The 26,878-nt window shown below is 61.6% G+C and carries 24 protein-coding genes; 12 read left to right on the forward strand and 12 right to left on the reverse strand.

Annotated features, from left to right (window positions below; translation table 11 throughout):
• Positions 1–415: 415 nt before the first annotated feature.
• A complete protein-coding gene (locus BFQ04_RS20760; protein ID WP_065952372.1) occupies positions 416–5,284 on the forward strand; it encodes an NAD-glutamate dehydrogenase in 4,869 nt (1,622 codons plus the stop codon).
• 70 nt (positions 5,285–5,354) lie between these two features.
• Here BFQ04_RS20760 and BFQ04_RS20765 read toward each other — a convergent pair whose 3' ends face one another.
• The 4 genes from BFQ04_RS20765 to BFQ04_RS20780 form a co-directional block, all read right to left on the reverse strand.
• Positions 5,355–6,344, reverse strand: a complete 990-nt coding sequence (locus BFQ04_RS20765) for a tetratricopeptide repeat protein (RefSeq protein WP_065952373.1) — start codon at positions 6,342–6,344, stop codon at positions 5,355–5,357.
• Between the two features lie 120 nt (positions 6,345–6,464).
• On the reverse strand, positions 6,465–7,148 hold the full coding sequence (locus tag BFQ04_RS20770) for a GntR family transcriptional regulator (RefSeq protein WP_065952374.1): 684 nt from the start codon (positions 7,146–7,148) through the stop codon (positions 6,465–6,467).
• A 17-nt stretch (positions 7,149–7,165) separates the two neighbouring features.
• Positions 7,166–7,867: a FadR/GntR family transcriptional regulator gene (locus BFQ04_RS20775; protein WP_065952375.1), complete on the reverse strand. Its 702-nt coding sequence runs from the start codon at positions 7,865–7,867 to the stop codon at positions 7,166–7,168.
• 100 nt (positions 7,868–7,967) lie between these two features.
• Positions 7,968–9,278, reverse strand: a complete 1,311-nt coding sequence (locus tag BFQ04_RS20780; RefSeq protein ID WP_065952376.1) for a C4-dicarboxylate transporter DctA — start codon at positions 9,276–9,278, stop codon at positions 7,968–7,970.
• A gap of 230 nt (positions 9,279–9,508) precedes the next feature.
• Here BFQ04_RS20780 and BFQ04_RS20785 point away from each other — a divergent pair, with 230 nt between their 5' ends.
• Positions 9,509–10,138 (forward strand): DNA-3-methyladenine glycosylase I, encoded by a 630-nt coding sequence (locus BFQ04_RS20785; protein WP_065952377.1) that lies wholly within the window; start codon positions 9,509–9,511, stop codon positions 10,136–10,138.
• Positions 10,139–10,154: 16 nt separating this feature from the next.
• Here BFQ04_RS20785 and BFQ04_RS20790 read toward each other — a convergent pair whose 3' ends face one another.
• Entirely contained in the window at positions 10,155–11,309 is a 1,155-nt protein-coding gene (locus tag BFQ04_RS20790) for a DUF1624 domain-containing protein (protein WP_065952378.1), read from the reverse strand.
• A 96-nt stretch (positions 11,310–11,405) separates the two neighbouring features.
• Between BFQ04_RS20790 and BFQ04_RS20795 the strand changes: the two genes are divergently transcribed.
• Positions 11,406–11,957 carry a DUF924 family protein gene (locus BFQ04_RS20795; protein WP_065952379.1) on the forward strand — a complete coding sequence of 184 codons (552 nt, stop codon included), beginning with the start codon at positions 11,406–11,408 and terminating at the stop codon, positions 11,955–11,957.
• A 115-nt stretch (positions 11,958–12,072) separates the two neighbouring features.
• Positions 12,073–12,705: a glutathione transferase gene (gene yfcF / locus BFQ04_RS20800; RefSeq protein WP_065952380.1), complete on the forward strand. Its 633-nt coding sequence runs from the start codon at positions 12,073–12,075 to the stop codon at positions 12,703–12,705.
• Here the strand turns inward: yfcF and BFQ04_RS20805 are convergent.
• On the reverse strand, positions 12,680–12,952 hold the full coding sequence (locus BFQ04_RS20805; protein ID WP_065952381.1) for a hypothetical protein: 273 nt from the start codon (positions 12,950–12,952) through the stop codon (positions 12,680–12,682). The genes yfcF and BFQ04_RS20805 overlap by 26 nt on opposite strands.
• A gap of 142 nt (positions 12,953–13,094) precedes the next feature.
• On the opposite strand from BFQ04_RS20805, the gene BFQ04_RS20810 reads away from it, so the two are divergent.
• Positions 13,095–13,739: an ATPase gene (locus BFQ04_RS20810; RefSeq protein WP_065952382.1), complete on the forward strand. Its 645-nt coding sequence runs from the start codon at positions 13,095–13,097 to the stop codon at positions 13,737–13,739.
• 46 nt (positions 13,740–13,785) lie between these two features.
• Positions 13,786–14,127: a hypothetical protein gene (locus tag BFQ04_RS20815; RefSeq protein ID WP_065952383.1), complete on the forward strand. Its 342-nt coding sequence runs from the start codon at positions 13,786–13,788 to the stop codon at positions 14,125–14,127.
• A gap of 114 nt (positions 14,128–14,241) precedes the next feature.
• On the opposite strand, the gene BFQ04_RS20820 is transcribed toward BFQ04_RS20815, so the two are convergent.
• Entirely contained in the window at positions 14,242–14,988 is a 747-nt protein-coding gene (locus tag BFQ04_RS20820; RefSeq protein WP_065952384.1) for a creatininase family protein, read from the reverse strand.
• Between the two features lie 29 nt (positions 14,989–15,017).
• Positions 15,018–15,746 (reverse strand): murein L,D-transpeptidase catalytic domain family protein, encoded by a 729-nt coding sequence (locus tag BFQ04_RS20825; protein WP_065952385.1) that lies wholly within the window; start codon positions 15,744–15,746, stop codon positions 15,018–15,020.
• Positions 15,747–15,785: 39 nt separating this feature from the next.
• Between BFQ04_RS20825 and BFQ04_RS20830 the strand changes: the two genes are divergently transcribed.
• Positions 15,786–17,387, forward strand: a complete 1,602-nt coding sequence (locus BFQ04_RS20830) for a L,D-transpeptidase family protein (RefSeq protein WP_065952386.1) — start codon at positions 15,786–15,788, stop codon at positions 17,385–17,387.
• Positions 17,388–17,509: 122 nt separating this feature from the next.
• Here the strand turns inward: BFQ04_RS20830 and BFQ04_RS20835 are convergent, their stop codons facing one another.
• Entirely contained in the window at positions 17,510–18,901 is a 1,392-nt protein-coding gene (locus tag BFQ04_RS20835) for a sensor histidine kinase (RefSeq protein WP_065952387.1), read from the reverse strand.
• Entirely contained in the window at positions 18,879–19,562 is a 684-nt protein-coding gene (locus BFQ04_RS20840) for a response regulator transcription factor (RefSeq protein ID WP_010564812.1), read from the reverse strand. Before BFQ04_RS20840 ends, BFQ04_RS20835 begins: the two co-directional genes overlap by 23 nt.
• A 379-nt stretch (positions 19,563–19,941) precedes the next feature.
• Here BFQ04_RS20840 and BFQ04_RS20845 point away from each other — a divergent pair, with 379 nt between their 5' ends.
• Positions 19,942–20,847 carry a hypothetical protein gene (locus BFQ04_RS20845; protein ID WP_065952388.1) on the forward strand — a complete coding sequence of 302 codons (906 nt, stop codon included), beginning with the start codon at positions 19,942–19,944 and terminating at the stop codon, positions 20,845–20,847.
• A 219-nt stretch (positions 20,848–21,066) separates the two neighbouring features.
• On the opposite strand, the gene BFQ04_RS20850 is transcribed toward BFQ04_RS20845, so the two are convergent.
• Positions 21,067–21,975 (reverse strand): MurR/RpiR family transcriptional regulator, encoded by a 909-nt coding sequence (locus BFQ04_RS20850; protein WP_065952389.1) that lies wholly within the window; start codon positions 21,973–21,975, stop codon positions 21,067–21,069.
• An 82-nt stretch (positions 21,976–22,057) separates the two neighbouring features.
• Positions 22,058–22,261 carry a hypothetical protein gene (locus tag BFQ04_RS29465; RefSeq protein WP_137200778.1) on the reverse strand — a complete coding sequence of 68 codons (204 nt, stop codon included), beginning with the start codon at positions 22,259–22,261 and terminating at the stop codon, positions 22,058–22,060.
• Between BFQ04_RS29465 and iolC the strand changes: the two genes are divergently transcribed.
• The 4 genes from iolC to BFQ04_RS20870 all read left to right on the forward strand — a co-directional run bounded on the left by iolC (position 22,260) and on the right by BFQ04_RS20870 (position 26,869).
• A complete protein-coding gene (gene iolC / locus BFQ04_RS20855; RefSeq protein ID WP_065952390.1) occupies positions 22,260–24,197 on the forward strand; it encodes a bifunctional 5-dehydro-2-deoxygluconokinase/5-dehydro-2-deoxyphosphogluconate aldolase in 1,938 nt (645 codons plus the stop codon). The two genes, BFQ04_RS29465 and iolC, sit on opposite strands and share 2 nt — an antisense overlap.
• Positions 24,198–24,348: 151 nt before the next feature.
• Complete coding sequence (gene iolE, locus BFQ04_RS20860) at positions 24,349–25,236, forward strand: myo-inosose-2 dehydratase (protein WP_065952391.1); 888 nt, start codon at positions 24,349–24,351, stop codon at positions 25,234–25,236.
• Between the two features lie 2 nt (positions 25,237–25,238).
• Positions 25,239–26,027, forward strand: a complete 789-nt coding sequence (gene iolB / locus BFQ04_RS20865) for a 5-deoxy-glucuronate isomerase (protein ID WP_065952392.1) — start codon at positions 25,239–25,241, stop codon at positions 26,025–26,027.
• Positions 26,028–26,053: 26 nt separating this feature from the next.
• A complete protein-coding gene (locus BFQ04_RS20870) occupies positions 26,054–26,869 on the forward strand; it encodes a TIM barrel protein (RefSeq protein WP_065952393.1) in 816 nt (271 codons plus the stop codon).
• Positions 26,870–26,878: the final 9 nt, after the last annotated feature.

The raw sequence follows: 26,878 nt of genomic DNA on the forward strand, positions 1-26,878 counted from the left end.
AAGGATGTGGCAGATAAGGGCATGACCTGGCGAGCGGTATCGGTCATTTCCGGTACTCGCGGGCCTCAAAGCAGCCGGTTTTTTATCCGGAAAAACCCGGTTGCCCAAGTTGCAACCCTGCACTTGCTTGCCGATGACCGAATATGTCGCAGCACCGCAAGCAGCGCGCTTCCCACAGTCGTTAAGCTGCGCAACGGATGTGCTCCGTGCCAGGCGTCTGACCTGCCCGTCGTACCGTCACCCGGCAAGGTGTGCATCCGGTGGAAGTTGTATGTGACCTGACTGTCTTGTCCAGCTTCACCCACCTGTCACTCTGAATCGTTTATCGTGACTGACGAACAGAGCTGACGGTCTCCCCGCAGGGGGATAACACGCGACGCTTCCATCAATAACAAGCCCAAGCGGAGTACCACAGATGGCGTTCTTCACCGCAGCCAGCAAGGCCGACTTCCAGCACCAACTGCAAGCGGCACTGGCGCAGCACATCAGTGAACAGGCACTGCCACAAGTGGCGCTGTTCGCTGAGCAATTCTTCGGCATCATTTCCCTGGACGAACTGACCCAGCGTCGCCTTTCCGACCTGGCCGGTTGCACCCTGTCTGCCTGGCGCCTGCTTGAGCGCTTCGATCACACCCAACCGCAAGTGCGGGTCTACAACCCCGATTACGAACGTCATGGCTGGCAGTCGACCCACACCGCGGTCGAAGTGCTGCACCATGACCTGCCATTCCTGGTCGACTCGGTGCGTACCGAGCTCAACCGCCGTGGCTACAGCATCCACACCCTGCAAACCACCGTGCTCAGCGTGCGCCGTGGCAGCAAGGGCGAACTGCTGGAAGTGCTGCCCAAGGGCACCCAGGGCGAAGGCATCCTGCAAGAATCGCTGATGTACCTGGAAATCGACCGCTGCGCCAACGCCGCCGAGCTGAACGTGCTGAGCAAAGAGCTTGAGCAGGTGCTGGGCGAAGTGCGCGTGGCCGTGGCCGATTTCGAGCCGATGAAAGCCAAGGTCCAGGACCTGCTGGCCGGTATCGACGCCAGCGCGTTCGTGATCGACGGCGAAGAAAAAGCCGAGATCAAGAATTTCCTCGAGTGGCTGGTGGGCAACCACTTCACGTTCCTGGGCTACGAAGAGTTCGTGGTACGTGACGAGGCGGACGGCGGTCATATCGAATATGACGCCAGCTCCTTCCTCGGTCTGACCAAGTTGCTGCGCGCCGGCCTCACCGCCGAAGACCTGCGCATCGAAGACTACGCCGTAGCCTATCTGCGCGAACCGACCGTGCTGTCGTTCGCCAAGGCTGCCCATCCGAGCCGCGTACACCGCCCGGCCTATCCGGACTATGTGTCGATCCGCGAAATCAGCGCCGACGGCAAGGTCATCAAGGAACACCGCTTCATGGGCCTGTACACCTCCTCGGTGTACGGCGAAAGCGTGCGGGTGATTCCTTACATCCGCCGCAAGGTCGCGGAAATCGAGCGCCGCTCGGGCTTCCAGGCCAAGGCGCACCTGGGCAAGGAGCTTGCCCAGGTGGTTGAAGTACTGCCCCGTGACGACCTGTTCCAGACCCCGGTCGATGAGCTGTTCAGCACGGTAATGTCGATCGTGCAGATCCAGGAACGCAACAAGATCCGCGTGTTCCTGCGCAAAGACCCCTATGGCCGTTTCTGCTATTGCCTGGCCTACGTGCCGCGCGACATCTATTCCACCGAAGTGCGCCAGAAAATCCAGCAAGTGCTGATGGATCGCCTGAAAGCCTCGGACTGCGAATTCTGGACCTTCTTCTCCGAGTCCGTGCTGGCCCGAGTGCAACTGATTCTGCGGGTCGACCCCAAGAACCGCCTGGACATCGACCCGCTGCAACTGGAAAAGGAAGTGGTGCAGGCCTGCCGCAGCTGGCAGGACGACTACGCCAGCCTGGTGGTGGAAAGCTTCGGCGAAGCCCACGGCACCAACGTGCTGGCGGATTTCCCGAAAGGCTTCCCGGCCGGCTACCGCGAGCGTTTCGCCGCGCATTCGGCTGTGGTCGACATGCAGCACCTCAACAGCCTCACCGAAGCCAACCCGCTGGTGATGAGCTTCTATCAGCCGCTGGGCCAGGTCTCCGGCCAGCGTGAGCTGCATTGCAAGCTCTACCACGCCGACACCCCGCTGGCGCTGTCCGACGTGCTGCCGATCCTGGAGAACTTGGGCCTGCGCGTGCTGGGTGAGTTCCCGTACCGCCTGCGCCATGCCAATGGCCGCGAGTTCTGGATCCATGATTTCGCGTTCATCGCCGCCGAAGGCGTGAACCTGGATATCTCGCAGCTCAACGACACCCTGCAGGACGCGTTCGTGCATATCGTCCACGGCGATGCCGAAAACGATGCGTTCAACCGCCTGGTACTCACCGCCGGCCTGCCTTGGCGTGACGTGGCGCTGCTGCGCGCCTATGCCCGCTACCTCAAGCAGATCCGCCTGGGCTTCGACCTGGGCTACATCGCCAGCACCCTGAACAACCACACCGACATCGCCCGCGAGCTGACCCGGTTGTTCAAGACCCGCTTCTACCTGGCGCGCAAGCTCACCGCCGACGACCTGGAAGACAAGCAGCAACGCCTGGAACAAGCGATCCTCACCGCCCTGGACGACGTCCAGGTGCTCAACGAAGACCGCATCCTGCGCCGCTACCTGGACCTGATCAAGGCGACCCTGCGTACCAACTTCTACCAGACCGACGCCAACGGCCAGAACAAGTCGTACTTCAGCTTCAAGTTCAACCCGCATGCGATCCCCGAGCTGCCCAAGCCGGTGCCGAAGTTCGAGATCTTCGTCTACTCGCCCCGCGTCGAAGGCGTGCACCTGCGCTTTGGCAACGTGGCCCGTGGCGGCCTGCGCTGGTCCGACCGTGAAGAAGACTTCCGTACCGAAGTATTGGGCCTGGTAAAAGCCCAGCAGGTGAAGAACTCGGTGATCGTGCCGGTGGGCGCCAAGGGCGGCTTCCTGCCGCGTCGCCTGCCATTGGGCGGCAGCCGTGACGAGATCGCGGCCGAGGGCATCGCCTGCTACCGCATCTTCATTTCCGGCCTGTTGGACATTACCGACAACCTGAAGGACGGCGCGCTGGTGCCGCCGGCCAACGTCGTGCGTCATGACAACGATGACCCGTACCTGGTGGTGGCAGCGGACAAGGGCACTGCGACCTTCTCCGACATCGCCAACGGCATCGCCATCGATTACGGCTTCTGGCTGGGCGATGCGTTCGCCTCCGGTGGTTCTGCCGGTTACGATCACAAGAAAATGGGCATCACCGCCAAGGGCGCGTGGGTCGGTGTGCAGCGTCACTTCCGTGAGCGCGGCATCAATGTGCAGGAAGACAGCATCACCGTGGTCGGCGTCGGCGATATGGCCGGTGACGTGTTCGGTAACGGCTTGCTCATGTCCGACAAGCTGCAACTGGTCGCGGCCTTCAACCATTTGCACATCTTCATCGACCCGAACCCGAACCCGGCCACCAGCTTCGTCGAGCGCCAGCGTCTGTTCGAGCTGCCGCGTTCGGCGTGGACCGACTACGACACCAGCATCATGTCCGAAGGCGGCGGGATCTTCTCGCGCAGTGCCAAGAGCATTGCCATCTCGGCGCAGATGAAAGAACGCTTCGACATCCAGGCCGACAAGCTGACCCCGACCGAACTGCTCAACGCCTTGCTCAAGGCGCCGGTGGACCTGTTGTGGAACGGCGGTATCGGTACCTACGTCAAGGCCAGCACCGAGAGCCACGCCGATGTGGGCGACAAGGCCAACGACGCACTGCGCGTCAACGGCAACGAGCTGCGCTGCAAAGTGGTGGGCGAGGGCGGTAACCTGGGCATGACCCAACTGGGTCGTGTGGAGTTCGGCCTCAATGGCGGCGGTTCCAACACCGACTTTATCGACAACGCCGGCGGCGTGGACTGTTCCGACCACGAAGTGAACATCAAGATCCTGCTCAACGAAGTGGTGCAGGCCGGTGACATGACCGACAAGCAACGCAACCAGTTGCTGGCGAGCATGACCGACGAAGTCGGCAACCTGGTGTTGGGCAACAACTACAAGCAGACCCAGGCCCTGTCCCTGGCCGCGCGCAAGGCTTACGAGCGCGCCGCCGAGTACAAGCGCCTGATGAGCGACCTGGAAGGCCGTGGCAAGCTGGACCGCGCCATCGAGTACCTGCCGACCGAGGAGCAACTGGTCGAGCGCGCCTCGACTGGCAAGGGCCTGACGCGTCCGGAGCTGTCGGTGTTGATCTCCTACAGCAAGATCGACCTCAAGGAAGCGCTGCTCAAGTCCCAGGTACCGGATGACGAGTACCTGACCCGCGACATGGAGACCGCGTTCCCGCCGAGCCTGGTGGCCAAGTTCTCCGAGGCCATGCGTCGTCACCGCCTCAAGCGCGAAATTGTCAGCACCCAGATCGCCAACGACCTGGTCAACCACATGGGCATCACCTTCGTGCAGCGGCTCAAGGAGTCGACCGGCATGAGCCCGGCGAACGTGGCCGGCGCCTACGTGATTGTGCGTGACATCTTCCATCTCCCGCACTGGTTCCGTCAGATCGAAGCCCTGGACCACCAGGTTTCGGCCGACGTGCAACTGGAGCTGATGGACGAGCTGATGCGCCTGGGCCGTCGCGCCACGCGCTGGTTCCTGCGCAGCCGTCGCAACGAGCAGGACGCCGGGCGTGACACCGCGCACTTCGGTCCGCACCTGGCGGCGCTGGGTCTCAAGCTCGACGAACTGCTGGAAGGTCCGACCCGTGAAGGCTGGCAGAACCGCTACCAGGCCTACACCCAGGCCGGCGTACCGGAGTTGTTGGCACGCATGGTTGCAGGCACGAACCACCTGTACACCCTGCTGCCGATCATCGAAGCTGCCGACGTGACCGGGCATGACGCCGCCGAAGTGGCCAAGGCCTACTTCGCCGTCGGCAGCGCCCTGGACCTGCCGTGGTACCTGCAGCAGATCAGTGACCTGCCGGTGGCCAACAACTGGCAGGCCCAGGCCCGCGAAGCCTTCCGCGATGACGTGGACTGGCAGCAACGGGCGATCACCATTTCGGTCCTGCAAATGGCTGATGCGCCACAAGACATGGAAGCCCGCGTGGCCCTGTGGCTTGAGCAGCACCAGGACATGGCGGATCGCTGGCGTGCGATGATGGTGGAAATCCGTGCTGCGGTCGGCACGGACTACGCCATGTACGCGGTGGCCAACCGTGAGTTGCTGGACCTGGCGTTGAGCGGCCAGTCGGTGTTGCAGTCGGCGTGATCAAGCGCTGAAACAAAAGCCCCCGTAGCGTGAGCTGCGGGGGCTTTTTCATTGGCGGGGTTGCCCGGTATCAATCCGGCAAACCTATAAGGATCATCGGTTCAAGCACGCTGAATATCGGCGGTGTGGACTCCTGTAGAGCCTCAAGGATCGCTGCATAGTCTTGGGTGTTTGGCATCTGATGCATCAACGCCCAGTAGTCCGCTTCGACCTGTGGCAGTGCCATCGCGTCGGCTGTTTCCCTGAGTACCAGTTTCAGCAATGCGCAGGCTTTGGGCAGGTTTCTTTCAAGCCCGTAGGTGCGATGGGTTTTGGCTTTGTCTTGAGACAGGCCTGCCAGTGCGTAGCCGTACTCAAGCAGCCCCTCCAATTGACCCATCTCAGCCAATTGAATGATCCGTTTTTGTTTTTCTTCGGTACTCACCGTTCCGTCTTGAGCAAAGGCGAGTTCATACACGGCTGGGGGATGCCCGGCGTCGGCAGAACGTTGGATGAGGTCCGCGATCCTTGCTTCGTGCTCTTGACGATCGGCGATCAATTGCGGCCTGTTCCGCAAAGCCAGGGCGAGTTTAAACAGCGCCTCTGGGGCGCCTGTGGCCGCCGCTCTGTTCAGCCACTCGATGTCCTTGGTCATCATGTACAGATAGCTCATGGCATCGGTGTCATGGGCGTTTGCGGCATTGGTTGCCAGTTCCCTGGCTTTTGCGAGTGATTCGACGTCACCCAGCCTCATCAGAGCAGGTATGTGGTTCTGGGCGGCAGCCAGGGTAAGCCATCGCCTGGTTGCGGATGTCGCGCGGCGTGCTCCTCCGTCCAGCACCGATTGACACGTGGCCATTGCGTATTGCGCATCTACATCGCCGGCGGCACCGACGATGGTCAGGTGAAACCTGGCCTTTTTGTATCTGCGTAATCTGAACAGCGCGAATCCGGTGTCTTTGGCGGCTTCTGTCAACTCAGTCAGGGCCGAGTTCAATTGGGCCGGTAGCGCCTTGGCTTCGTTATGCAGTTGTGTGATCAACGCGGACAGAGGGGGCAGCACTTGTGATTCGGTGGACATGACTCATTCCTGTAAGGCGCACTGGATTGTGCGCGGTACAGGTTATGGAGAGCGCCTGGGCTCAAGGCGCTAATTACTTAGCGCATCGCTCGCCCACATTGGGGTGTGCGCGCTTTTGGATCAATGATGCATGAGCAATTTGCTCTCAAGATGGTCCAGATGCTGCGTCATCAGTGCCACTGCGGCGGTGCCGTCACGCTGCTCTACAGCCTCCACAATCACCTTGTGTTGCTGCCACGTGCAATAGGTGCAGGCTGTCGTTTCGTAGTGAGCAATGACCAACGAGGTCAATGGCACCAGACGGTTGAGGAACTGCACCAGGGGCCCGTTCCCGGCGATAGCGGCCAGTTGCAAATGGAATTCACCGGACAACCGAATCGCCGGCCCGCGCTGCTCGCGCTCGATGCAGTCACGTTCGCGGGCGATCAATTCGCGCAGCTGGCGTACCTGTGCCGCTGTCGCCTGGGCGCAGGCCAATTGCACCACTGTCATTTCGGTCATGCGCCGGGCTTCGAGAATCTGCCGGGTCTGCTGGGCATCCGGCGCCGCTACCTGGGCACGCTGGTTGGGGCGCAGGATGATCACGTGCTGCTGTGACAACTTGGCCAGGACGCGACGGATCACGCTGCGGCTCACGCCAAAGAGCTCCCCCAGGCTTTCTTCGGTGAAGCGGCTGGCGGGGGCGATGCGTTGCTCGAGGATGGCGTCGAACAGCTGTGGGTAGATTTCATCTGCCGAGGGCCTCTTGCCCGGCACCCGGCGCAGGCAGGGCAAGGGGTCGCGTTGCAGGGCGTGGACGTTCATGGCCTGTCTCCAATTATTCAGCTGCCCAGATGGTCATCCGGGATGTTCAGGCGAATGCCCATGCGCAAGCCTTCCTGCAGAATGTGCCGACGCATTTCGGCACTGGCCAGGGCGCTGTTCTTGTTGCGGATGGCGCGCACCACGGCTTCGTTTTCCTGCAGGCGTTCGGCCAGGTGCTCCGGGGAATTGCGCAACACCTGGGCGCTTTGCTTGAGCGCCGTGCTGGTCTGCTGCACCACGTTCTGGAAGATCGGGTTGGAGGTCAGGGCAAACAGCTCTTCGTGAAAGTCGATGTAGGCATTCATGCCAGCCTCGGCGTCGCCCGCCTCCAGGGCTTCGCGCATGTCCATCAGGGTCAGGCGCAGTTGGCCGATTTCCTTGCTGCTGATGGATTGGGCGACCAGGCCGACGATGAAGGGTTCGAGGGTATAGCGCAGTTGCAGAATGTCTTCGAGGCTGGCATCGGCCACGGCGTCGCTCGACTGCGGCTCGCTGACGCTGCTTTCCAGCACCACCACGCCTTTGCCGGGCATGGAGCGCACCAGGCCGAGGGTTTCCAGCACGATCACCGCTTCGCGCAGGCTCGGGCGGCTGATGCCCATCTGCTCGGCCAGTTCACGCTGGCCGGGCAGCATTTCACCACGCCGCCATTGGCCGCGTGCCAGGGCGGCGCGCAGTTTTTCTACGACTGAATTGACGACGGTTGAGGTGCTGATCACGTCTCCTGCACTCCTTGAAATTGCGAACACGATAGTCAAGCTGTTGAAGATCACAGTGTGGGAGGGGGCTTGCCCCCTCCCATATCTGTCTATGCCGCTTTCAAAATTCCTGATGCGCCGGCAATACCGGTTTCTTGGCCTGGAAGGCATAGCCTTGCTGGCCGTCGAGGACCTTGTTGGCGCGCTGGATATCAATGTCTTTTTCCCAGCGGGCGATGGCCACGGTGGCGACGCAGTTGCCGATCAGGTTGGTCAAGGCACGGCCAATGCCCATGAACCAGTCCACCGCGAGTACCAGCACCAGGCCGACCACCGGAATCGCCGGGATGGCCGTGAGCGTGGCCGCCAGGATCACCAAGGCCGAACCCGGAATGCCGTGGGCGCCTTTGGAGGTGATCAAGGATACCAGCAGGATAGTGAGCAGGTCGGTCATCGACAGCGGGGTGCCGGTCGCGTTGGCAATAAAGACGATGGCCAGGGTCAGGTAGATCGAGAAACCGTCGAGGTTGAACGAGTAGCCGGTAGGAATCACCAGGCCCACGGTGGAGCTGCCTATCCCCAGGTGCTCCAGCTTGCGCATGATCTGCGGCAGCACCGCGTCGGACGACGCCGTGCCCATCACAATCAGCAACTCTTCGCGCAGGTACTTGAGCAGCGGCAGCATGCGCAGGCCCGACAAGCGCATCACCAGGCCGAGGATCAGCGCGACGAAGGCCAGGCAGGTCAGGTAGAACAGGCCCACCAGGCTGCCCAGGTGTTGCAGGGAGTCCAGGCCGTAGGTGCTGGTGGTGAACGCGATCGCGCCGAATACGCCGATCGGCGCCAGGCGCACGATCATGCCCATGATGCGGAAGATCACATGGCTCAGCTCGTTGATCAGCCGCGAGATGCCCGAAGCTGCTTCACCCACCAGATTCAGGGCGCTGCCGAACAGCACGGAGAACAACAGCACCTGCAGCACGTTGTTGTCGGCAAAGGCGCCGATCACCGAGTTGGGGATCAGGTCCATCAGGAACTGGCTGGTGCCCTTGAGGTGCTGGCCCTTGTCGGCGAGTTCATTCAGGCCGGCGGAGGACAATTGCTCCAGATGGATGTTGGCGCCGCTGCCGATGCCGGTGCTGAAGGCCATGATCAAGCCAAGCACCAGGGCGACGGTGGTCAGCACTTCGAAATAGATCACTGACTTCAAACCAATGCGCCCGACTTTCTTCAAGTCGCCGGCGCCGGAAATGCCGCTGACCACGACGCAGAAGACAATCAGGCCGATCAGCATTTTGATCAGCTTGATAAAGCCGTCACCCAGGGGTTTGAGTTGCGAGGAGAATTCAGGAAGGGCCAGGCCGCAAATGATGCCTAGCATCAGGCCGATCACGACTTGCAGGAAAATCGAACGCGAGCACCATCTGAGCATGGGAAGGATCTCTATTCGGTGCCCTGGTGGTTCCAGGGCTTAATTGTTGTGGTCTTACCGGTAAGTCCAGTGCGCGGCCAGTCTACGCCTGGTTTTTTTCAAACTACAAGTAAATATTCGGTGGTCAACCGGACCCGGTCTGACCAGTTGGTCGACAAGCGCCACGCTTGAGCGGTTGACGCCATGGAATTTTTTTTGCGTATCATCCGCGCTCGGACGCGAGGTGATGAATGGACCAGCCAGGACTGACAACGGATGAAGCCGGGCGCACCCATTGCGCCTGGCGCAACGCCGCGCCGCAATACCTGCATTACCACGACCATGAGTGGGGCGTGCCGGTGGCGGATGACGTCCTGTTGTACGAGAAGATTTGCCTGGAAGGTTTTCAGGCGGGGATGGCGTGGATCACCATTCTGCGCAAGCGCGAGCAGTTTCGGCGGGCGTTCGATGGCTTTGATTTTCGCAAGGTGGCGCAGTATGACGAGGCGGATATCGAACGCTTGATGAGCGACCCGGGTATCGTGCGCAACCGGGCGAAAATCCTGTCCACGATCAACAATGCTCGCCGCGCCTGTGAATGGGTGAGTGAAAGCGGTTCGCTGGCGCGCTGGATATGGTCGTTCGAGCCCGGCCCGCAGGAGCGCCCGGCGGTGGTGGACATGGCGTACTGGAAAGCCAATCCGACCTCACCGGCGTCGGTGCGCTTGTCCCGAGCGCTGAAGAAACGCGGCTGGACCTTTGTCGGCCCGACCACCATGTATGCGCTGATGCAGGCGCTGGGGATGGTCAATGACCACCTGGAGGGCTGCATCTGCCGAGGGCGCATCGAAGCGCTGCGCCATCAGTTCGAACGACCCTGAGCGTTCGTCCATTCTCTCAGAGATATTTGAGCCAGGTGATGTCCCTGCGCCGCGCCTTGAGTCCGGCAAACCATCGCACCGGCACATACAGCGCCAGTGGCAGCGCCAACGCCGCCAGCCACACGGCGCCCATGCTGGCGAAGCCGAAGTAAGTGCCGTGATTGAGCCCCAACAACGCGACACATGCGACATAGAATATTTTGAGCACATACAGGTGTAACAGATAAAAGAACATCGGCGCCGCGCCAAACACCGCCAGCGTGCTGATCCAGCGCTTGTGCCCGGCACGTTCGAACGCCAGCAGCAACAGCAGGCCGATGCCCAGGGTCAGCGCCAGGAACAACAGCGAAGGTGGGTATTTGGTGATGTTGAAGAAGCTCATCACGGTCTGCACCCCGCTGTCATAGGCCTGCCAAGGCTTTTCGCCATACCCGTTGGCCGCCCGCAACAACACAAAACCCAGCAATGCGCCGACGCTCGCCAGCAGCAGATAACGCTGGCGCACGGCCGGCAGTGCAGCGTTCGAAAACCATGGCCCGAGGCCGTAGCCCAGGGCAATCACGCCGATCCACGGCAGCACCGGGTAGGTCACCCGCAGGCGCAGGGTGTCCGACACCTCGATCCAACTGCGCTCATGCAGGATCGACCACGCCACCTGCGAGGCCGACCCCGCAGTGAAATGCACACCATCAAGCAGGTTGTGCCCGGCAATGATCGCCACCGCCAAGGTTATCAGCAGCGGGCGGGGCAACCATACCAGCGCCGCGAGGGCGATCATGCTCACCCCGATCGCCCAGATAACCTGCAGGTAAATCACACCCGGCGGCAACTGGAAGGTCCAGGCGAAGTTGACCAGCGTGAACTCCAATACCACCAGAAACAGTCCACGCTTGAACAAAAAAGCCGACACTGCGCGCCGTCCCTGGTATTTCTGAGCATACAGCCAGGCCGACAAACCGGTGAGCAACACAAACACTGGCGCGCAAAGATGGGCGAGGGTGCGGCTGAAAAACAGCGCCGGCTCGGTCGCGTCGATGCTCATCGGGTCGCCCACCTGGCGGTGCAGCAGAAACGTTTCGCGCACGTGGTCGAGCAACATGAAGAGGATCACCAGGCCGCGCAAGGCGTCAATGGAAAGCAGGCGTGGGCGTAGCGCAACAGCATCAGTCATGGGGCGGTTCACAAGGCTGGGCAAAAAATAAGCGTTATCCTATAACATTAATCAACACATTGCCGCGCCGCACAGGCGAGCTTATCGGAGGTACGGATGACACGCGTGAACCCACCCTCGGCCGAGGCCGTGATCGAATTCTGGAAACAGGCTGGCCCAACGCATTGGTTTGCCAAGAACGATCAGTTCGACGCGACCTTTCGCGAGGCCTTCTACGCCAGTCATCTGCAAGCGGCACGGCGCGAGCTGGACGATTGGCTGGCCTCGGCTTACGGCGCGCTGGCCTTGCTGATCCTGCTGGACCAATACCCACGCAACGCCTTTCGCGGCACCGCGCATATGTTCGCCACCGACCCGCTGGCACGCCTGTATGCGCAGCGGATGGTCGATGCAGGATTGGACGCATTGATCGAACCGGAACTGCGGGCGTTTTGTTATCTGCCGTTTGAACACTCCGAAGACCCTCGCGACCAGCAACGCTCCATCGCGCTCAATCAGCACCTGGACGCCAGCACCTACCACTGGGCCAAGGAACATGCCCGGATTATTCAGCGGTTTGGGCGCTTTCCCCATCGCAATGCGGTGCTGGGGAGGGAGACCACCGATGAAGAGCAGGACTTCCTCAACGCCGGTGGCTTCGCGGGTTAGCCCTATTGAGCCGCCATGTGCGCTATTCCCGCCAGGAATGCCCCCATAAAAACACCGCATTGTCTTTATCGTCCGGGATCTCGTAGCGTTGAGCCTCATTTCAAGGAGATGGTCCATGAGCCACGGTCCGCTGCGCCTCTACGTTGATTCGCTGTTTACCAGCCCCTATGCCATGTCGGTGTTCGTCGCCTTGCGGGAAAAGGGCCTGGCGTTCGAGACCGTGCCCCTGGACCTGGACGCAGGCCAGCACCAGGCCGTGGATTACGCGCGACTGTCACTGACCCAGCGGGTGCCGACACTGGAGGAGGGCGAGTTCTCCTTGTCGGAGTCTTCGGCGATTATTGAATACCTGGACGAGGCCTATCCCGAGACCCGCGTTTATCCGCTCGATCCGCAGCAGCGGGCGAGGGCGCGGCAAGTGCAGGCATGGGTGCGCAGCGATTTGCTGCCGATTCGCCAGGAGCGCTCGACCCTGGTGGTGTTCTGCGGGCAGAAGATGCCGCCGCTGTCGCCGGCAGCCGACGCGGCAGCAGGCAGGTTGATCAATGTGGCGCATGCTTTGCTGGCGGATGACCGTGAGTACCTGTTCGGCACCTGGTCAATTGCCGACGTGGACCTGGCGGTGATGCTCAATCGCCTGGTCCTCAACGGCGACGCCGTGCCCGCGCAGCTGGTGGCTTACGCCCGGCGTCAATGGCAAAGGCCATCCGTGCAGGCATGGATCAACCAGCCACGCCCTGGGATGTAGGGTTCTCGTTCATTTGCGCGACGCGCCGGTCCAGGTCTTCCCAATCGGCCATACCCAGCACGCGCGTGGTGTTCAAACCGCGCAGGTAGCCACGCAGTTGCTGGGCGCTGGCCGCTTGCTCGGCGGCAACGCTCGTCTCGCTCAGCAGCACGTCTTCATACTCGGCCAGGTAATCGGCGACGCGCTCGCGGAACTCCGGCAATACCGCCTCGCGGATGCGGTCGAAGGTTTTCTGGTGACGCTTCATGGCATGGTCCTTATAGTTTTATGGGGCGGGGCTCCCTGACACTATCGGTTCAAATGATAGTCACCATCAAGGATCACACGTTCTGTTTTTACGGCAAAAGCGCAAAATCCGCTCATCGAAACGCGACTCAAGGAAATGCGCGATGAGGACTCTGATCCAGCTGGGTTTGATCACCCTGATGCTCGGCACTGCCGTGCTGACCAACCCGGCCGTTGCCGATGAGCTGCGTACGGGCCATTTGCTGCCACTCGCCGCTAGCGTAAACTCCCTGCAGCGCGCCCAGTCGGTGGGGGTGTTGTACAGCGAAAACACGCGCGACAACCTCAGCTACCTTGAGCGCTACCACGCCATGGCGTTGAACGGCGCCAAGGATGCCCTGGACGCGCGTATCCGCGAGGCGTTCGTCAACAGTTCCGATCCGGAACTGGCCATCGACTGGCTGATGAACTCGTTGCAAGGCACGTTTGTCTCGGTGACGGTCTATGGCAGCCTGGATGCTCTGGTGCAGGCGCATCCGGACGTCGCCGTGGTGCTCGATACCCATAACCAATTGCTGACCCAGCGTAACGATGTGGTCGAGGCGCACTTTACTGCACGTTTCTATGATGCCGATCTGCACTACATTGCCAAGGCCGAAGGCTCGGTGGACAAGCAGGTGCCGTCGGTGTGGGTGCATGACAAGTCAGCACTCGAGATTGCCGCGCAGATCGAGCAGCAGCGAGATGTACAACAAGATGCCTTGAAGCAGTTTGACGCCTCCCTAAAAGCCCTGGTCCGCGCAGGTTGATACGCGGATCGACAGGCACCTATTTTGTTATTTTTCAGGAATGTTTATGCGCGCTTTTTTCGCCCCGGCCCTGGCCCTAGCTTCCCTGGCGCTGACCGGTTGTATCACGGCTCCGAATGCCCCATCGCTGACCCTGCACACCGCCAAAACCCCTGAAGGCTATGTGCAATGCGTATTGCCCAAGCTTGAAAAGCACGGCATCACCTCGACCGTGACGCAGAACTCACGCCACGCCAAGGTGCTGTTGACCAGCAAGATCGCGGCCGATGATGTGCTGGAAGCTTACAAATCCCAGGATGGCACCAAGGTGTTCCTGTATGAGCGCAAACCGTTGGCTTCGGCGATCAAGGCGTCGCGGCTCGAGCAGGCGGCGCAGGATTGCCAGTAACCTTGAACTGGAATAAAGATTAAATGTGGGAGGGGGCTTGCCCCCGATCGCGGTGGGTCAGTCAGCTAATTTGTTACTGACCCACCGCTATCGGAGGCAAGCCCCCTCCCACATTCAGGGTTTTGCCTCGTTGCTGAAGGCAGTGACCGTCTTGACCAGCCCCTGCGCCGCCAGCGCGACCAACTCACCGCCTTTGTCCACCGTTGCCAATGCAGGGTCCGAGCCCATGCGCCCGTCGGGGAAGCGTGCGCGGAAGTCCAGCGCTTCACGGATCGGGCCGGTGCCGGCGATTTGCGGCGAGTACTCGGCCGACTTGATCGAGTCAGGGTAGGCCCATTGCGTCACGGCGATTTCCGACGGCGTGGCGTGGCTGCCATGGCCCACCGGGAATTGGCGCTGCGCCAGGTCGGTGACGCCTTCCAGGTCCCACCAGTTGACCAGCTTCAATGCGAACCCGGCCGGGCGGCGGGCGAAGCTGGCTTCGGCGTAGAGTTCGGAAAACGCCGCTTCGATGGTGGCGATATTGCCGCCGTGGCCGTTGAGGAACAGGATCTTGTCGAATCCATGCCCGGCCAGCGAGCGCACCCAGTCGCCGATCGCGGCAATAAAGGTGGAAGGGCGCAGCGAGATGGTGCCGGGAAAGCCCAGGTGGTGCTGGGCCATGCCGATGTTGAACGTCGGGCCGACCAGGATATCAGCCTGCTTCTGCGCCTCGACGGCGATGATCTCCGGGCACATCCAGTCGGTGCCCAGCAGGCCGGTGGGGCCGTGTTGCTCGTTGGAGCCGATGGGGATTATCACCGTGCGGCTGCGCTGCAGAAACTGCCCGATCTCGATCCAGGTGGACTTGTGTAGAAGCATGCGACGCTCTCTTTTATCTGTGGGACAGGCTATCCGCCACGGATTGTACGACTACTCGCCACCTGTTGGGGTTTGCAATTGAGATAGGTCGAAGACTTCAACCAGCGCTGGTCGGGGTACCACGAGAACATGAATTGTCCGTCCTTGAGCTTGTCCACCACTTGGCGTGCGACTTGCGGGCGCACCGCCGGGCAGCCCTGGCTTCGGCCGATACGCCCTTCGCGCTTGCTCCATAGCGGGCTGACGTAGTCGGCGGCATGAATCACGATGGCGCGGTCGCGGGCCAAGTCATTGAAGCCAGGCTCCAGGCCGTCCATGCGCAGCGAGTAGCCGTGGGTGCCGAGGTAGCTTTCCTGGGTGCGGAACAGCCCCAGGCTGGACTGGTGGCTGCCTTCGAGATTGGAAAATTCGGTGGCGAAATTTTCGCCGGACCTGGCACCGTGGGCCACCAGGTCACGCAGCACCAGGGTCTGTTTACGCAGGTCGAAGATCCACAGCCGACGGGCGGTAGAAGGCTGGGAGTAGTCAATCACCGCCAGGCGATCGGAACGTTCCTCGCCGTTATTGACTGCGCACTGCACCGCGCCCAGGGCGCTTTTCAGCACGATGGGATTGAGTTCTGGAGCCGAGCGCGCCAGGCTGCTATACAAGGAAGGAGAAGGGCCATTGGCGGCGAGCGCAACATTGCTCAATAACGCCAGGCTCGCAGTGATCAGGCCCAGGGTGGTTAATCCGAGCCGGCGCATTAAAGTCAGCATCTACAGTCGAGTCCCCGCTGTGGAGTGGAGCTAAGTCAATTGTTCAAAAAACACGCATGTTACTTGAGCATTTGCCTGCTCGTTACACCACTGGTCGCCACGGCCGAAGCGCCGCCGCTGGAGCCGTTGCCGGTCACGACTCCGGCACCGATCGACCTGGCGCCGCTGCAACAGGCCCTGGCGCAGTTGCCCAGTGTCTGCCCGCAGCTCGCGCCGCGTATCGACGCCAGCGCGCAATTGCGCCTGCAAGCCTTTTACCAGCAGCAAGGCGACGCGCCGCTGTGGTCGGCCGACGAGCGTCGACAGGCCTTGCACAGCCAGTTGCTGATGCTGGCCGACGACGGTCTGGACCCCACCCACTATAGCCTGCCCGCTGCAGATGCCACGGCGAATGTGCTGTGCAGCGATATCGCGATCAGCCAGCAGTACCTCCAGGCCCTGCAGGATTTGCATTTCGGGCGCCTGCAGCAATCGCGCTTCGAACCGCTCTGGCACGCCCAACCGCCTGTCGATGAGCCAGACACCGCCGTGCTGGCCTTCGCTGCCACCGGCTTGCAGGACATGGCCCAGGCGTTCGACCAGGCGCGTCCCAGCGCGGATTTGTATCGCAGCCTGCGCAACGCCTATTCCAGTGCGCGCCAGCAGCCGCTGCCGCAGTGGGAGGCGGTGAGCAATGGGCCGCTGTTGCGCCCGGGCATGGAAGACCCACGGGTGCCGGAACTGGCGCGGCGCCTGTACCGCGGCGGGTACCTGACCCAGGAACCCAAGGGCAGCGCCAGGCAGTACCGCCCCGACCTGGTCGCTGCGGTCAAGGCCTTCCAGCTCAGCCATTCCCTGCAGTCCGACGGTGTGATCGGCGCCGGCACCGTGGCCGAACTCAATATCAGCCCTTTGACGCGCCGCGACCAGTTGCGCATCAACCTCGAGCGGTTCCGCTGGCTGGCCCGGGACCTGGAGCCCGAAGGCGTGGTGGTCAATATTGCGGCCGCGCAACTGAGCGTGTATCAGGGCGGCATTCCCGTGTGGCAGACCCGCCTGCAAGTGGGCCGCGCCGAGCGCCAGACACCGCTGCTCAAGTCGCGCATCACGCGACTGACCCTCAACCCTACGTGGACCATCCCGCCCACCATCATGCGCGAGGACAAGCTGCCGGCCATCCGCCTCAATCCGCACTATCTGCGCCAGCAGAACCTGCAAGTGCTTGACGCCGAAGGCCACCCGCTGACCCCGGATCAGGTCGACTGGGCGCGCCCCGGCAATATCCTGCTGCGCCAGGAGGCGGGGCCGCGCAACCCGTTGGGCAAGATTGTGATGCGTTTTCCCAACCCGTATTCGGTGTACCTGCATGACACGCCGAGCCAGCCGCTGTTTACCAAGGGGCCGCGGGCGTTCAGCTCAGGGTGCGTGCGCGTCGAACAACCGCTGCTATTGCGCGACCTGTTGGTGAGCCCTGCCGAACGTACGCGCAGCGATGAGCTGCTGGCCACCGGCGTCACCCATGAATTCAGGCTGGCCACGCCGGTACCGGTGCTGCTGGGGTATTGGACGGTGGAAGTGGATCGCCAGGGAAGCCTGGTGTACGCGCCGGATATCTACGCGCGCGACCCGGTGTTGATCAAGGCCATGGGGAGTGTGCTGTAGAACTGAGTGGCCAGGTACCCATGTGGGAGGGGCTTGCCCCCGATAGCGGTGTGTCAGCCAGCTTATCTGTAGCAGGCACACCGTCATCGGGGGCAAGCCCCCTCCCACATTTGGACCTTTACCTACTCAGGCATCAATTGCTGGCGGCACTCCAGCACCAGCCGCGCGCCGCCCAGTTCGCTGGTGGCCACGTCCAGCTTGAAGCCGTGCAGGTTGATGATCGCCGCGACAATCGACAGGCCCAGGCCAAACCCGCCTTGTTGGTCACTCTCATCGACCCGATAGAAGCGTTGGAACACCGAGGCGCGTTCGGCCGCAGGAATCCCCGGCCCGGAGTCGAGCACTTCGATCCGGGTGCTGCCCACATCATTGAGCGCGCGCAGGATCACCGTGCCGCCCGGCGGGGTGAACTTGATCGAATTGCTCAGCAGGTTGGCCAGGGCCTCGAACAGCAGCGCGCGGTCGCCGGTAATCCAGGGCAGTGAATCCGGGGTCTGCAGCAGCAGTTGCAGCTCGCCTTCCTCGGCCAGGGGCAGGTAGAAGTCGTGCAGCTCGCGCAACAGCGGGAGTGGGTCCATCACCAGAAAGCCCGAACGACGCTGGTGGTCTTCCAGTTCCGAAATCCGCAGCAAGCCGCGAAAACGCGCCATCAGCGTGTCGGTTTCGGCAATCGCGTCATCGAGCTTCACCGCATGGGCCGAATCTTCCTCCGCTTGTTGCTTGATGCGGTAAAGCTGCGCACGCAAGCGCGTCAGCGGGGTGCGCAGATCGTGGGCGATGTTGTCGCACACACCCTTGACCTCGTTCATCAGCTTTTCGATGCGGTCGAGCATGGCGTTGACGATGGCTGCGAGCATGTCCAGCTCATCGCGCCGGTTCGACAGCGGCAAGCGATGCGTCAGGTCGCCGGCGACGATGGCCTCCGCGCTCGCCTGAATGCCGCGAATGCGCCGCAGCGGACGGCGGCGCAGCAGGTGCCAGCCGGCGGCGCCTGGGATGATGGTCAGCGACAGGGCCCACAGCAGGGCATGCCAGATGATGCGGGTCACGCCGAACAGCGAGCCGTTGGCGCGCACCAGCACCAGCCAGCGGCCGTCTTCGGTGTGGGTAGCCACGGCGTCGCAGCTGTCCTTGGGCAGTTTCGGGTCATCGGAATCGACACAGTTGGCCAGGGCGTGGATCTTGCCATCGAGCGGCAAGTCCGGCGGCACGGCGCGGATCGGCCCGCTCAAAGGACGAAATTGTTCGTCGAACAGGCCATAGGCATCCACGCCTTTCATGTCGAACGTCATGCTGGTGGTCAGCGCCTCCACCAGTTCTTCACCGTCGAAGCGCTGGAACAGATGCTGGCGCTGCAGCAGCGAATGGCGTGACAGGTCGCTGAGGTAACCCGACACCTCGTAATACAGCACCCCCATGAGGATGCAGCTCCACGCGACGAACAGCGAACTGTACAGCGCCAGCAACCGACTGCTGGAAGAGCGCCAGCCCTTAGAGGGGTTCAGCAATGACATATCCCGAGCCTCGTACCGTGCGAATCAGCGGCGTGAGGCCCGGTGGGTCGATTTTCTTGCGCAGGCGACCGATGTGCACGTCGATCAGGTTGGTGCCGGGATCGAAGTGATAGCCCCAGACTTCCTCGAAGATCATCATCCGCGACAGGATCTGCCCGGTGTTGCGCATCAGAAATTCCAGCAGCTTGTACTCGGTGGGCAACAGGCTCAGCGGTTGATCGGCGCGGCTGGCTTCGCGGCTGATCAGGTTCAGTTCGAGGTCGGCCACGCGCAGGGCGGTTTCGAATTCCTTGACCGTGCTTTTACGTCGCAGCAGCACTTCGACGCGGGCGGCCATCTCATCGGACGCGAAGGGCTTGGTCAGGTAGTCGTCACCGCCGGCGCGCAGGCCGCGCACGCGTTCGTCCACGTCGGAGAGGGCGCTGATCATCAGAATCGGCGTCGACACCCCGATGGTGCGCAGGGTGGTGACGATGGCCAGGCCATCGAGTTCGGGCAGCATGCGGTCGAGGGTGATCAGATCGTAATCACCACTGACGGCACGGACCAGGCCTTCGCGGCCATTGTCCACCCAGTCTACGTCCAGTCCATGGCTACTCAGCTCGGCGACGATCTCGCGGGCCGTTACGGCGTCATCCTCGATGGTCAAAATGCGGGTCATAGGATTACCTGGTGAGCGTTCACACTAGAAGTGCGGGCATTTTGCCAAGAAGTTGCTGAATGTTTCCTAAATAAAACTTCATCTAGGCAAATCAGTGTGGGAGGGGGCTTGCCCCCGATAGCGGTAGGTCAGGCTATCAATTCTTACCAGACACACCGCTATCGGGCGCAAGCGCCCTCCCACATCGGGTGTTCAACAGGAGAATGCATAACGCCCGTTCCCAAAACAGCATTCTTGCAACTTGCATGATTTTAAGAAGTTCAATTTAGTTAACTTGTTGAAATATAAGAAGTTTATTTTTTGCCTTGGCTGGCACGCTGCCTGCACTGTCCTTTTTGAGACTTGTAACACTATTTTTCATGCCTGGAGCAAAACAACAATGATCACATCCTCATCCACGCTGCAAGAGTCAAGCGCGCTCTCCGGGGTTTCCTGGGGGGCGATTTTTGCTGGGGCGGCCGCGGCTGCCGCACTGTCCCTGATCCTGGTGCTGCTGGGCTTCGGCCTGGGTTTTTCGGCGGTGTCGCCGTGGGCCGACAGCGGCATGAGCGCCAAGGGGCTTGGCATTTCCACGATTGTCTGGCTGGCATTCACCCAAATCGTTGCGTCGGGTCTGGGCGGCTATATTGCCGGTCGGTTGCGCGTGAAGTGGGCCAATCTGCATGGCGATGAGGTGTACTTCCGTGACACCGCACACGGCTTCCTGGCCTGGGCGGTCGCGACACTGATCACGGCGATGCTGGTGGTCGGTTCGGTCAGCAGCGTGGTCAGCGGCGGCGTGAAAGCCGGTGCCAGCGTTGCGTCGGGCGCCGCCAGCGGTATGTCCCAAGCCGCCGGCAGCGTAGCCAAGGGCGCCCACAGTGGCGACTTCGGTTACTACGTCGACAGCCTGTTCCGCGACGACCGCCCTGCAGCGGTCAGCGATGACGCCGCCCATGCCGTGGTCGGTCGCATCTTTGCGCGTACATTGAGCAATGACGGCCAACTGGCTCCGGAAGACCGTACCTACCTGGCCCAATTGATCAGCCAGCGCACCAACCTCAGCCAGGCCGATGCCGAGGCGCGGATCGACAAGGTCTACGGCGATGCCCGTAAAGCCATCGAAGACGCCAAGGTCAAAGCCAAGCAAGCTGCCGACACCGCTGCAAAAGTCGCGGCCTACACCTCGCTGTGGACCTTCGTCGCGCTGCTGATCGGTGCATTCTTCGCCAGCTTCGCCGCAACCTTCGGCGGTCGCCGCCGGGATGCCGTGGTGTACGTCGAAACCGAAAACTACATTCGTTAAATCAAGGAGAACAAGATGCGCTCATTACTGCTGTGGTTCCTCGGCGTGCCGATTCCGCTGATTATCCTGATTGCCATTTTCATGCACTAAATCTGAGCCTGGCTCAATGTGGGAGGGGGCTTGCTCCCGATAGTGGAGTGTCAGTCAGCCGATTCGGCGACTGATACCCTGCTATCGGGGGCAAGCCCCCTCCCACATTTGGTTGGCGGTGAACCAGCCTTAGTCGTCGAACCCCACCTGCTCGTGAATCTCGTCCACCTTCAACTCCAGCCGATACGCCACTGCAATGAACAACGCCTGGCACAGGCACAGCGTGGCGCTTAGTGAACGGAAGGCAAACGAGGAGCCTTCATTGACCAACAGCACAGCGTTCGCCCGCTTGGCCAGGGGCGACAGGTTGCTGTCGGTGATAATCAGTGTCTTGGCCTGATGATGCTGGGCAATGCGCAGGCAGTGCTGGGTCTCTTTGCCGTAGGGCGTAAAGCTGATCGCGATCACCAGGTCATTGGCGCGCACGCTGCGCATTTGTTCGCGGTAGCTGCCGCCCAGCCCCGAAACCAGGTGAATGCGCTTGTTGGTGTGCTGCAGGTTGTAGACCAGGTAGTCGGCCACCGCGAATGAGCGGCGTACACCGACCACGTAGATATTGTCGGCATTCACCACCAGGTCCACGGCCTTGTCGAAGGCTGCGTCATCAAGCTCAAGCCCAAGCCGTTCGATGCCGGATAACGTGGCGTTGACGCACTCACGCGCCAGGTCGCCGCCGCTGGCCTTCTGCGACTTGTTGGCGATCATGCTGCGGATGCGCTGCTGGTAGTTCTGTACCGGCGTGGTCTTGTGCGTATACGCCTCGCGAAACAGCGCCTGCATCTCACTGAAGCCGCTGAAGCCGAAACGCTGGGAAAACCGCACGATGGCCGAGGGGTGCACTTCACATTCGCCGGCGATGTCGCTGATGCGATCGACCATGATCCGGTCGCTCTGCTGGCTCATGTAGCTGGCGATGCGCTTGAGTTGGCGCGGCAGGCTTTCGTATTCCTCGGTGATCAGCTGCAACAGGCGTTCGGCATTGATCGGAGGGCTGGCGATTGGATCTTCCAGATGGGTCTCGGGATCGGTGCGGGACATGGGCAATCCTTCTGGCGTGTTCGTCTGGTGCGCTGATGGGTGGCGCAAGTCTACAGGGTAGGCGTAAAAAAATACCTCGGCATCACGGCCTGCGCGGGCTGCTGAAACGATGCACGACGGCTGTCACTGCATTATGCCGGCTTATTGGAAAAAATATTCCACTAAAAATAATTATGGAATAAATATTGATTGCCGCCGCCGGACGTTCTAGTCTGCTCCCACCAAGAGCGTTTGCCGTCGCCACGGCGGCACAACGCAGGCTGATAAAAATAACAGGAGCCAGCATGGGCCAGACTCGTTTTGCCAGTGGGCGTCAATTGGATCTGATTTGCCTCGGGCGCCTGGGCGTCGACCTCTACGCACAGCAAGTGGGTGCGCGGCTTGAGGACGTGTCCAGCTTTGCCAAGTACCTCGGCGGTTCCTCCGCCAATATCGCCTTCGGCACGGCGCGGCTGGGGCTCAAGTCCGCCATGCTGAGCCGGGTAGGGGACGACCATATGGGCCGCTTCCTCGTGGAGTCCCTGGCCCGTGAAGGCTGCGACGTCAGCGGCATCAAGGTCGACCCGGAACGCCTGACTGCCCTGGTGTTGCTGGGCCTGAAGGACCGCGAAACCTTCCCACTGGTGTTCTATCGCGAAAACTGCGCCGATATGGCCCTGCGTGCCGAGGACATCAACGAAGCCTTCATTGCCTCCAGCAAAGCGCTGCTGATCACCGGTACGCATTTCTCCACCGACGGCGTGTACAAGGCCAGCATCCAGGCCCTGGACTATGCGGCCAAACACAACGTCAAGCGCGTGCTGGATATCGACTATCGCCCGGTGTTGTGGGGCCTGGCGGGTAAGGCTGACGGCGAGACCCGTTTTGTCGCCGACCAGAATGTCAGCCAGCATGTGCAGAAAATCCTGCCGCGTTTCGACCTGATCGTCGGCACCGAAGAAGAATTCCTGATTGCCGGCGGCAGTGAAGATTTGCTCACTGCGCTGCGCACCGTGCGTGAACTGACCCCGGCCACCCTGGTGGTCAAGCTTGGCCCGCAAGGCTGCACGGTAATCCAGGGTGCGATCCCGGCGCGGCTGGAAGATGGCGCCATCTACCCGGGCGTGCGGGTTGAAGTGCTCAACGTGCTGGGCGCCGGCGATGCCTTTATGTCGGGCTTTCTCAGCGGCTGGATCAATGACGCCAGCGATGAGCGTTGCAGCCAGTTGGCCAATGCCTGTGGCGGTCTCGTCGTCTCGCGCCACGCCTGTGCGCCGGCCATGCCGACGCCTGCCGAGCTGGATTATCTGTTCAGCAGCCCGGTGCCGATCACCCGGCCTGACCAGGATGTGACGCTGCAGCGCCTGCACCGCGTCAGCGTGCCGCGCAAGGCCTGGAAGCAACTGTTCATCTTCGCCTTCGACCATCGCTGGCAACTGGTGGACCTGGCGCAACGCGGCGGCCAGGACCTGACCCGCATCAGCGAGATCAAGCAGCTGTTTATCCAGGCCATCGAACGCGTGGAAAAAAAGCTCGCCGAGCAGGGCGTCGAGGCCGATGTGGGTCTGTTGGCCGACCAGCGCTTCGGCCAGGACGCGCTCAACGCCGCCAGCGGTCGCGGCTGGTGGATCGCGCGCCCGGTTGAAGTACAGAATTCGCGCCCGCTGGCCTTCGAGCACGGCCGTTCGGTTGGCAGCAACCTGATCGCCTGGCCCCAGGAACAGATCATCAAGTGCCTGGTGCAATACCATCCCGATGACGAGCCGATGCTGCGCCTGGAACAGGAAGCGCAACTGAAGGCGGTGTACGACGCCTCCCTGGTCAGCGGTCATGAACTGCTGCTGGAAGTCATCCCGCCCAAGGATCACCCGTCCACTTATCCCGACGTGCTCTACCGCAGCCTCAAGCGCCTGTACAACCTGGGCATCTATCCGGCGTGGTGGAAGATCGAAGCGCAATCGGCCGAGGACTGGGAAAAGCTTGATGCACTGATCCACGAACGCGACCCGTACTGCCGGGGTGTGGTGCTGCTGGGGCTGAATGCGTCGGCGCAATTTCTCGCCGACGGCTTCAAGCAGGCCAGCCAGAGCACCACCTGCCGTGGTTTTGCAGTGGGCCGCACGATCTTCCAGGAGCCGAGCAAGGCGTGGATGGCGGGGGAGATCGATGATGAAACGTTGATCCAGCAGGTGCAGGCCACGTTCGAGCAACTCATCAGCGCCTGGCGCAGTGCGCGAAATTAAATAAGGTCAAATGTGGGAGGGGGCTTGCCCCCGATAGCGGAGTGTCAGGCAACACTTCAGTCACTGATCTACCGCTATCGGGGGCAAGCCCCCTCCCACATAAAGCAAAAAGCAGATCTCAGTGATACCTGAAAATAATAAAGGTGCAGCCATGCCCGCAATCCGAATTGGCATCAACCCGATCTCCTGGAGCAACGACGACCTGCCGGCCCTGGGCGGTGAAACGCCGCTGAGCACCGCCTTGAGCGAAGGCAAGGAGATCGGCTACGAAGGGTTTGAACTCAACGGCAAATTCCCCAAGGACGCCAAGGGCGTGGGCGATGTACTGCGCCCCTATGACCTGGCATTGGTCTCCGGCTGGTATTCCAGCCGCCTGGCGCGGCGTTCGGTGGCCGAGGAAATCGAGGCCATCGCCGGCCACGTCGAGTTACTGAAACACAACGGCGCCAAAGTGCTGGTGTACGGCGAGGTGGCCGATTCGATCCAGGGCTCGCGCATCCGCCTGATCGAGCGCCCGCGTTTCCATAGCGAGCAGGCTTGGCAGGATTACGCCGACAAACTCACGGAGCTGGCGCGTTTCACCTTGTCCCAGGGCGTGCGCCTGGCTTATCACCACCATATGGGCGCCTACGTCGAATCCCCGGAAGACATCGACCAGTTGATGCGCCGCACCGGTCCGGAAGTCGGCCTGTTGTTCGATTCGGGCCACTGCTACATGGGCGGCGGCGAACCTTTAGCGGTGTTGCGCAAACACATCGACCGTGTCTGCCACGTGCATTTCAAGGACGTGCGCAACCCCGTGGTGCAGCTGGCGCGCAACCAGATGTGGAGCTTTCCCGACTGCATCGTCAACGGCACCTTCACCGTGCCTGGCGATGGCGATATCGACTTTGCCGAATTGCTCGATGTGCTGCTGGCCGCGAAATACGAGGGCTGGCTGGTGGTGGAAGCCGAGCAGGACCCGGCGGTGGCGCCCAGCTATGTCTATGCAAAAAAGGGTTATGACACGTTGCGTGCGCTTCTCAACGAGAGGACTTAATCATGAGCTTGCTGGTCAAGAGCAACACACGTGGGCAGACCATGGTCGCCCTGGAAGCAGGGCGCCTGGAGTATGTCGGTTTCAGCGCTTATCGCCTGAGCCTGGGCGAAACCCTGCCGGTCAGCGCCGGTGATAACGAACTGTGCCTGGTGCTGCTCAGCGGCCGGGTAAATATCCAGGGCGAGGGCTTCGACTGGCAGAATCTCGGTGATCGCCAGTCGGTATTCGAAGACAAATCGCCGTTCGCCGCCTACCTGCCGCCCGGCACTGCGGCCCAGGTCACCGCCTTGAGCGACGTGCAGATCGCGGTCTGCGCAGCGCCCGGTGCGCAGGGTTACGAACCGCGCCTGATCCGTCCCGAAGACTGCAAGCGCAGCGTGCGCGGTAAAGGTGCCAACACCCGTTATGTGTGCGACATCCTGCCCGACAGCGAGCCGGCGCATTCATTGCTGGTGGTGGAAGTGCGCACGCCGTCCGGGCATTCATCGAGCTACCCGCCGCACAAGCACGACATCGATGACCTGCCGCACCAGAGCTTTCTGGAAGAGACCTATTACCACCAGATCAATCCGCCCCAGGGCTTCGTATTCCAGCGCGTGTACACCGACGATCGCAGTATTGACCAGGCCATGGCCGTGGAAAACAGCGACCTGGTGGTGGTGCCCAAGGGTTATCACCCGGTTAGCGTGCCGTACGGTTACGAGTCGTATTACCTCAACGTCATGGCCGGCCCCAAGCGTGCCTGGCATTTCCACAACGACCCGCAGCACAGTTGGCTGCTGGACCTCTGAACGGTTTCGCACGGAGAACAACAACAATGAAGTCGCCGCTACGCTTTGCCCTTAACCGTATGGTCGCACCCAACCTGTCCCTGCCGGACTTCATCCAGTTGGCCGCGTCGCTCAAGTGCGATGCCATCGAGATCCGCAATGATCTCAAGGACCGCCAGATCGAATACGGCGCGCCGGCCAGCCGCGTGCGCCAGTTGTGCGCGGCGCAGGGCATCACAGTGTTGTCGATCAACGCGCTGTATCCCTTTGACGTGTGGAACGATGAGCACCGGGCCCAGGCGCTCGAGCTTGCCGCCTATGCCCGTGAATGCGGCGCCCAGGGCCTGGTGATGTGCCCGTTCAACGAGCCGGGCGACACGCGCACCGATGCCCAGCGTGCCGCCGGTTTGCGCACGGCCTTGAGCGAACTGGCGCCGATCCTGCGCGAATACGGCATCCTCGGCTTTGTCGAGCCCCTGGGCTTCGAAGAATCCGCCCTGCGCCGCAAGCGCGTGGCGGTTGACGCGATCAAGGCCATCGGCGGCCTGGATGTGTTCCGTGTGGTGCACGACACCTTCCATCATCACCTTGCCAATGAGCATGAGTTCTTCCCGGAACTCACTGGCCTGGTCCACATCTCCGGCGTGGAGGATGCCGAGGCGCCGCTCAACTCGATCCGTGACGGCCACCGCGTACTGGTCGGCGAGGGCGACATCCTCGGCAATGCGGCGCAGATCGACACCTTGCTCAGCACCGGCTACAGCGGCTACCTGTCGTTCGAGCCGTTTGCGGCAAGCGTGCATGAGCTGGCGGATATCCAGCAGGCCTTGGGGGCAAGCATTGCCCACCTGAAAAAAAGTTAAGGGGCGCGA

The sequence above is a fragment of the Pseudomonas sp. 37 R 15 genome, assembly GCF_900004865.1.
GTDB lineage: Bacteria > Pseudomonadota > Gammaproteobacteria > Pseudomonadales > Pseudomonadaceae > Aquipseudomonas > Aquipseudomonas fluorescens_AM.

Bases quoted from the DNA above. Each gene is read 5' to 3' on its own strand.
- BFQ04_RS20770 (WP_065952374.1), bottom strand. From the start codon at position 7,148: ATGAACGTCCACGCCCTGCAACGCGACCCCTTGCCCTGCCTGCGCCGG.
- BFQ04_RS20760 (WP_065952372.1), top strand. From the start codon at position 416: ATGGCGTTCTTCACCGCAGCCAGCAAGGCCGACTTCCAGCACCAACTG.
- BFQ04_RS20835 (WP_065952387.1), bottom strand. From the start codon at position 18,901: ATGTCATTGCTGAACCCCTCTAAGGGCTGGCGCTCTTCCAGCAGTCGG.
- BFQ04_RS20795 (WP_065952379.1), top strand. From the start codon at position 11,406: ATGACACGCGTGAACCCACCCTCGGCCGAGGCCGTGATCGAATTCTGG.
- BFQ04_RS20820 (WP_065952384.1), bottom strand. From the start codon at position 14,988: ATGCTTCTACACAAGTCCACCTGGATCGAGATCGGGCAGTTTCTGCAG.
- BFQ04_RS20790 (WP_065952378.1), bottom strand. From the start codon at position 11,309: ATGACTGATGCTGTTGCGCTACGCCCACGCCTGCTTTCCATTGACGCC.
- BFQ04_RS20805 (WP_065952381.1), bottom strand. From the start codon at position 12,952: ATGAAGCGTCACCAGAAAACCTTCGACCGCATCCGCGAGGCGGTATTG.
- BFQ04_RS20870 (WP_065952393.1), top strand. From the start codon at position 26,054: ATGAAGTCGCCGCTACGCTTTGCCCTTAACCGTATGGTCGCACCCAAC.
- BFQ04_RS20780 (WP_065952376.1), bottom strand. From the start codon at position 9,278: ATGCTCAGATGGTGCTCGCGTTCGATTTTCCTGCAAGTCGTGATCGGC.
- BFQ04_RS20765 (WP_065952373.1), bottom strand. From the start codon at position 6,344: ATGTCCACCGAATCACAAGTGCTGCCCCCTCTGTCCGCGTTGATCACA.
- BFQ04_RS20810 (WP_065952382.1), top strand. From the start codon at position 13,095: ATGAGGACTCTGATCCAGCTGGGTTTGATCACCCTGATGCTCGGCACT.
- yfcF (WP_065952380.1), top strand. From the start codon at position 12,073: ATGAGCCACGGTCCGCTGCGCCTCTACGTTGATTCGCTGTTTACCAGC.
- iolE (WP_065952391.1), top strand. From the start codon at position 24,349: ATGCCCGCAATCCGAATTGGCATCAACCCGATCTCCTGGAGCAACGAC.
- BFQ04_RS20845 (WP_065952388.1), top strand. From the start codon at position 19,942: ATGATCACATCCTCATCCACGCTGCAAGAGTCAAGCGCGCTCTCCGGG.
- BFQ04_RS20815 (WP_065952383.1), top strand. From the start codon at position 13,786: ATGCGCGCTTTTTTCGCCCCGGCCCTGGCCCTAGCTTCCCTGGCGCTG.
- iolB (WP_065952392.1), top strand. From the start codon at position 25,239: ATGAGCTTGCTGGTCAAGAGCAACACACGTGGGCAGACCATGGTCGCC.
- BFQ04_RS20850 (WP_065952389.1), bottom strand. From the start codon at position 21,975: ATGTCCCGCACCGATCCCGAGACCCATCTGGAAGATCCAATCGCCAGC.
- iolC (WP_065952390.1), top strand. From the start codon at position 22,260: ATGGGCCAGACTCGTTTTGCCAGTGGGCGTCAATTGGATCTGATTTGC.
- BFQ04_RS20825 (WP_065952385.1), bottom strand. From the start codon at position 15,746: ATGCTGACTTTAATGCGCCGGCTCGGATTAACCACCCTGGGCCTGATC.
- BFQ04_RS20785 (WP_065952377.1), top strand. From the start codon at position 9,509: ATGGACCAGCCAGGACTGACAACGGATGAAGCCGGGCGCACCCATTGC.
- BFQ04_RS29465 (WP_137200778.1), bottom strand. From the start codon at position 22,261: ATGCTGGCTCCTGTTATTTTTATCAGCCTGCGTTGTGCCGCCGTGGCG.
- BFQ04_RS20840 (WP_010564812.1), bottom strand. From the start codon at position 19,562: ATGACCCGCATTTTGACCATCGAGGATGACGCCGTAACGGCCCGCGAG.